Source organism: Parvibaculum sp. (assembly GCF_049672805.1).
GTDB lineage: Bacteria > Pseudomonadota > Alphaproteobacteria > Parvibaculales > Parvibaculaceae > Parvibaculum.
On record NZ_JBATWS010000020.1, the window covers coordinates 1 to 5519 of the forward strand.

A 5519-nucleotide genomic window follows, 5' to 3' on the forward strand; every position below is an offset into this window, starting at 1 on the left:
ATCTACTGGTTGGGGAGAGGCACATATGTCCGAATCCAATGCCCTCTTCCAATTGGGGATCGACTTGAACAGCGATTCAAGCAAGACCCAGGCGGAAGTTCTTGAGTTTCCCGTTCCCGCTGTCGGCGATTCTGCCGCAGCCCGGTGCACGTCTTCCGACGAGCGGAAGGATTTCTTTATCGAACGTGCAGGCAAACGCTTTGCCGGAACGCATCTCATCATCGATCTGATCGGTGCAAGCCGCCTCGATGATCTTGAGCATATCGAAGCAACGCTACGTCGCTGCGTGGAAGTCTCCAAGGCAACGCTGCTGCACATCCATCTGCATCACTTCACGCCGAATGGCGGGGTGTCGGGTGTGGCCGTGCTGTCGGAGAGCCATATCTCCATTCATAGCTGGCCCGAGGCCGACTATGCGGCGCTTGATGTGTTCATGTGTGGTGAAGCCGAACCTCACAATGCGATCGAGGTTCTGCGCGCGGCATTCACGCCGTCCGACATTCGTGTCGGCGAGCATCTTCGTGGTGAGGGGATGGTCTGATGGGAAATCGCGACCTTGGCAGTCTTGCCGGACGCTGGGTGGTGGAAACCCTCTATGAAGAAAAGGGGTTCATCTGCGCCTTCCGTGCCGATGAGGTGCACTATGAGGAAGCGACAGGCCAGCAGCATCTGGTGATCTTCGACAATGCTCTCTTCGGCCGCATGATGACGCTGGACGGAATCACGCAGGTCACACAGCGCGACGAGTTCATCTATCACGAGATGCTCACCCATGTGCCCATACTGGCGCATGGGCGCGCGAAGCGTGTGCTCATCATCGGTGGTGGCGATGGCGGCATCCTGCGCGAAGTCACGCGCCACAAGTCGGTTGAGCATGTGACGATGGTTGAGATCGATCCGTCAGTGACGGAGTTCTGCCGCAAGCAGTTGCCGCAGATTTCCGCGGGGGCGTTCGATGACCCGCGCGTCGATCTCATCTTCGCAGATGGCGCGAAGTTCGTTGAGGAAACGGACAAGAGCTTCGATGTCATCATCGTTGACTCGACCGACCCCGTCGGGCCGGGTGAGGTGCTGTTCAGCGAGCCCTTCTACCGTGCGGCACGGGCGCGGCTCGCGCCGGGCGGCGTCATCGTCACGCAAAACGGCGTGCCCTTCATGCAGGGGGACGAGTTGCAGGGCACGATGGAAAAGTTCCGCAAGCTCTTCAAGGTGGCGACCTGCTATCTCGCCACTATCCCGACCTATGTGGGCGGACCGATGGCGCTTGGCTGGGGAACGGATGATCCCTCGCTCACCGAAGTGCCGCTGGAGGAACTGAAAGCGCGCTTCAATGCGGCGGGGCTTTCCATGCGCTACTACACGCCGGAAGTGCACAAGGCAGCCTTCGCGCTGCCCCGCTATGTGCTCGATCTTCTGGAAGCCTGAGTGGAAGCCGCGGCCTCAGGGCCGCGGCATTTCCTTTCAGTCGAGCTTCTCAGCCGAGACGATGATTCCGTCCTCATCGGCATAGAGCCACTCGCCAGGCGCGATAGTGAGCCCAGCCAGACGCAGCACGACATTCTTCTCGCCGAGACCGCGTTTTTCGCTGCGCTTGGGATGGGCGGCCAGCGCCTTGATCCCGATTTCGCATTCGGCAAGCTCCGCCGTGTCGCGCACGCAGCCATGAATGACGACCCCGGCCCAGCCGTTCTTTTCGGCAAGCTTGCCGAGGTTTCCGCCGAACAGCGCATAGGTGAGTTCGCCGCCGCCATCCACAACAAGCACGCGGTCTCGGCCTTCGCCTTCAACCGCCTCGCGCACAAGGCTGTTGTCGTCAGGGACCCGGAGCGTCTCGACGGGGCCTGAAAAGGCGAGCCTGCCGCCATAATCAGCGAAGATTGATTCCGCATGGCGGACAAGGTCCGGGTGGGCGTCTGAAAGGTCGGTGGTGGCGGGTGATTTCTGTTTCGTCATGGCAGTTTCCCTAGCGGCGATGGGCCTCATTTAGCGCGTCGCGCAGCCCTTGTCTGCCCCCTCTCCGCATGGTTCCGCCAGAGGAAAAAACGGGATAGGCTTTCCAACCAATATTCTATGTCAGAAAAGCAGGACCGGCCCTGAAAAGGGAAACGGCTCCGGCAGGGAGGAAGACGAGATGGCACTGGCTCACGATGTGTCTGCACAGACGGGCGCGGCGACCGGCCCGAGCATCGCCATTCTTGGCGCGGGTGTTTCCGGCATATGCGCAGCGATCAAGCTGAAGGAAAAGGGCTTCACCAATTTCACCATCTATGAGAAGGCGAACGAGATTGGCGGCACATGGCGCGAAAACACCTATCCGGGATGCTCCTGCGATGTGCCGCTGCATATGTACCAGTTCTCCTTCGACATGCGCCCGGACTGGTCGCGCAAATATGTCTTCTCGCAGGACTTGAAGGCCTATCTGGAATCGGTCGTCGATAAATATGGTCTGCGCGGCCACATCGTCTTCAATACCGAGATTGACGATATGCGTTTTGATGAGCGCACCGGCATCTGGACGCTGAAATCGGGCGAGCGCAGCTTTCAGGCGAATGTGGTGGCGGCAGGCACCGGCCAGCTTCACCGCCCGATCTGGCCGAACATTCCGGGCCGCGAGAGCTTCACAGGAGATCACTGGCACTCCGCGCAGTGGAACCACTCTGTTGATCTCAAGGGCAAGCGCGTCGCGGTTATAGGCAATGGCGCAAGCGCAATCCAGTTCGTGCCGGAAGTGGCGAAGGAAGCAGGGCAGGTCACCATCTTCCAGCGTTCGGCAAGCTGGGTGCTGCCGCGCCCGCAGCGCGAGTTCTGGGGATGGGAAAAGGCGCTCTACAGGGCGCTGCCATGGACGATCAACATTCAGCGCTGGAAGACCTACTGGTTTGGCGAGCTGCTGTTCCGCGCCTTCCATAAATCGGGCGACAAGATCAAGCAGACGGCCATCGACGAGATGAACCTGTATGTGACCGATCCGGTGAAGAAGCAGAAGCTCACGCCGGATTACGAACCGGGCTGCAAGCGCGTCCTCTTTGCCAATGACTGGTGGCCCGCAATGGGCAAGGATCATGTCGATGTGGTGACGGAAGGCATTGCCGAAATCACGCCGACCGGCATCCGTACGAAGGACGGCACGCAGCGCGATTTCGACATCATCATCTATGGCACGGGCTTCGACACGACGAACTTCCTCGGGCCGATGACGGTGAAGGGGCTGGCGGGCCGCGATCTGTCGGATGCGTGGCATGATGGCGCGGAAGCGCATCACGGCATGACCGTGTCGGGCTTCCCCAACTTCTTCATGCTCTACGGACCGAACACCAATCTGGGCCATAACTCGATCATTTTCATGATCGAATGCCAGTCGAACTACATTGCGCAATGCGTGCAGAAGATTGCGAACGACAATCTTCTTTATCTGGATGTGAAGGCAGAAGCACAGCGCGCGTCCAATGCGCTTGTGCAGGCTGACAACGCCAACTCGGTTTTCGCGAGTGGATGCACAAGCTGGTACAAGACGGCAAGCGGCAAGGTCACGAATAACTGGGCGAACTACACCTTCAAATATTGGTGGCGCACCCGGAAGCCGGATTTCAACGAATATACCATCCGTACACGCACGGATAAGCCGCAAGGCGCAGCGGCAGGCATGAAGGTTGCCCCCGCCGAATAACGGACGGAATCCAAAGAAAAGGCCGGAGCAGCGCTGCTCCGGCCTTTTTCATGTGCGGTGACTCAGCCTGCCAGCGCACGAACGGTCGTTGCGGTAAAATCATCCGCGGGCATGAATGTCTCGATTACCAGTTCGGAAAAGGTGATGTCGATGGCCGTTCCGAACACCGTGGTCGCGGTGAAGAAGGAGAGCGTGCCCGCATCGCTTGAAATGCGAAGCGGCACAATGAGGCCGCCATATTCCTGATGAGGCTTGGCCGTCCGGCTGCCGCCCGGAAAGGAACGCAGTTCTTCGAGAAGCGCGGCAAGCTTCTCATCATTGGTGAACTCGATCTGGCGCTCCAGCCGCTCAAAGACATGCGCGCGCCACTCGGCAAGATTCTGGATGCGGCCTGCAAGTCCGTCCGGGTGAAGGCTCAGCCGCAATACATTGACGGGCGGGACAAGAAGCTCATCGGGTATCCCCGCCAGAAAAAGCGGCAGCGCGGCATTGCCCGCAACGAGATCCCAATAGCGATCCACCGCAATGGCCGGAAAAGGCTCGTGGCTTGCAAGCACCAGATCCACCGCGCGTCGTGCGGCGAGGGCATCGGGGCTTGGATTATCGATGCCCGTCTCGGAATAGACAGGCGCAAAGCCTGCTGCGAGCAGCAGCTCGTTGCGCTCTCGGAAGGGCATGTCGAGCCGTTCCGCCAGATGCAACAACATTTCGCGGCTCGGGCGCGCGCGCCCCGTTTCAAGAAAGCTCAGATGCCTCGCCGAGATTTCTGCATCGCAGGCAAAGGCAAGCTGGCTGAGGCGGCGGCGCTGGCGCCATGTCCGAAGCATCTCGCCGACCGGACGTGTGTTCTGTGTCTGAATGCTCATGGGAAAACGCTAGCGCCCGGCGGGAAGCGCCGCAATTACCTTCCGCGTAATCGACGCACTCCCGCTCCCTCCCCGATTATCCGGGACAGCGCCGCGCTTCTCATGCGGCACGGAACACCGAAGAAACATGGAAGGAAAGAGATATGGCACTCGCAGCAATCGCCAGCTCGGTTTCGGTTCGCCATGCGGTCCTCGCAGATGGCGTCATCAGCGGCGCGATGGGCGCCCTGCTTATCGTGGCGGCGAGCCCGCTTTCGGGCCTTCTTGGAATATCGGCAGGCTTTCTCTTCTGGGTGGGCGTAGCGCTGATGCCCTGGATGCTGGCGCTTCTCTTGATCGGGCGAAAGGATCAGCTGGGTGCAAGAGCGGTGGAAACAGTGATCGCGCTTAATGCTCTCTGGGTCGTGACCTCAATCGGACTCATCCTTTTCGGCCCCTTCGAGATGACGGCGCTCGGCATTGCCTTTGTGGTGGCGCAGGCGCTCGCCGTCGCCGTCTTCGCCGAACTCCAGTTCTTCGGGCTGAAGCGCGCAGGATAAGAGGCCATGAAAAAAAGCCGCCGGGTTTCCCCGGCGGCTTCGCATTTCAGGCAGTTCCGATAAGGCTTAGTGGAACTGGGCGGATTCGGTCGAGTCGCCGAGCGCCGTGGTGGAGCTTTCGCCGCCACCCGCCGCAAGGCTGACGAGGTCGAAATAGCCCGTGCCGACTTCGCGCTGGTGGCGCGTAGCGGTGTAGCCGTCCTTCTCGGCTGCGAACTCGGCCTGCTGCAGCTCCGAATAGGCGCCCATGCCGCGGTCGCGATAGGCGGAAGCGAGCTGGAACATGCCGTAGTTGAGCTGATGGAAGCCGGCCAGCGTGACGAACTGGTACTTGTAGCCCATCGCCGCGATTTCGCGCTGGAATTTCTCGATCGTCGCCTTGTCGAGATTGGCTTCCCAGTTGAAGGAAGGCGAGCAGTTATAGGCGAGCAGCTGGTCGGGATATTC

General features: G+C 60.1%; 6 protein-coding genes and 1 pseudogene. 4 read left to right on the top strand and 3 right to left on the bottom strand.

The genetic code is table 11. The features are described from left to right. Positions 1-64 precede the first annotated feature (64 nt). Complete coding sequence (gene speD, locus WBF74_RS00695) at positions 65-541, top strand: adenosylmethionine decarboxylase (RefSeq protein ID WP_424433831.1); 477 nt, start codon at positions 65-67, stop codon at positions 539-541. Continuing rightward, complete coding sequence (gene speE, locus WBF74_RS00700; RefSeq protein WP_424433833.1) at positions 541-1425, top strand: polyamine aminopropyltransferase; 885 nt, start codon at positions 541-543, stop codon at positions 1423-1425. Before speD ends, speE begins: the two co-directional genes overlap by 1 nt. A 36-nt stretch (positions 1426-1461) precedes the next feature. On the opposite strand, the gene rraA is transcribed toward speE, so the two are convergent. Next, positions 1462-1953 carry a ribonuclease E activity regulator RraA gene (gene rraA, locus WBF74_RS00705; RefSeq protein WP_424433835.1) on the bottom strand — a complete coding sequence of 164 codons (492 nt, stop codon included), beginning with the start codon at positions 1951-1953 and terminating at the stop codon, positions 1462-1464. Positions 1954-2131: 178 nt separating this feature from the next. Here rraA and WBF74_RS00710 point away from each other — a divergent pair, with 178 nt between their 5' ends. Beyond that, positions 2132-3667, top strand: coding sequence for a flavin-containing monooxygenase (locus tag WBF74_RS00710; protein ID WP_424433837.1), 1536 nt, complete (start codon positions 2132-2134; stop codon positions 3665-3667). A gap of 62 nt (positions 3668-3729) precedes the next feature. On the opposite strand, the gene WBF74_RS00715 is transcribed toward WBF74_RS00710, so the two are convergent. Then, the gene (locus WBF74_RS00715; protein ID WP_424433839.1) at positions 3730-4533 is read right to left on the bottom strand and encodes a helix-turn-helix domain-containing protein; all 804 of its coding nucleotides are present in this window, start codon (positions 4531-4533) and stop codon (positions 3730-3732) included. A gap of 143 nt (positions 4534-4676) precedes the next feature. Here WBF74_RS00715 and WBF74_RS00720 point away from each other — a divergent pair, with 143 nt between their 5' ends. Beyond that, positions 4677-5072, top strand: coding sequence for a hypothetical protein (locus WBF74_RS00720; protein ID WP_424433841.1), 396 nt, complete (start codon positions 4677-4679; stop codon positions 5070-5072). Between the two features lie 66 nt (positions 5073-5138). On the opposite strand, the pseudogene WBF74_RS00725 reads toward WBF74_RS00720, so the two are convergent. Continuing rightward, positions 5139-5519 (bottom strand): annotated as a pseudogene (locus WBF74_RS00725) (isocitrate lyase); the annotation flags it as partial.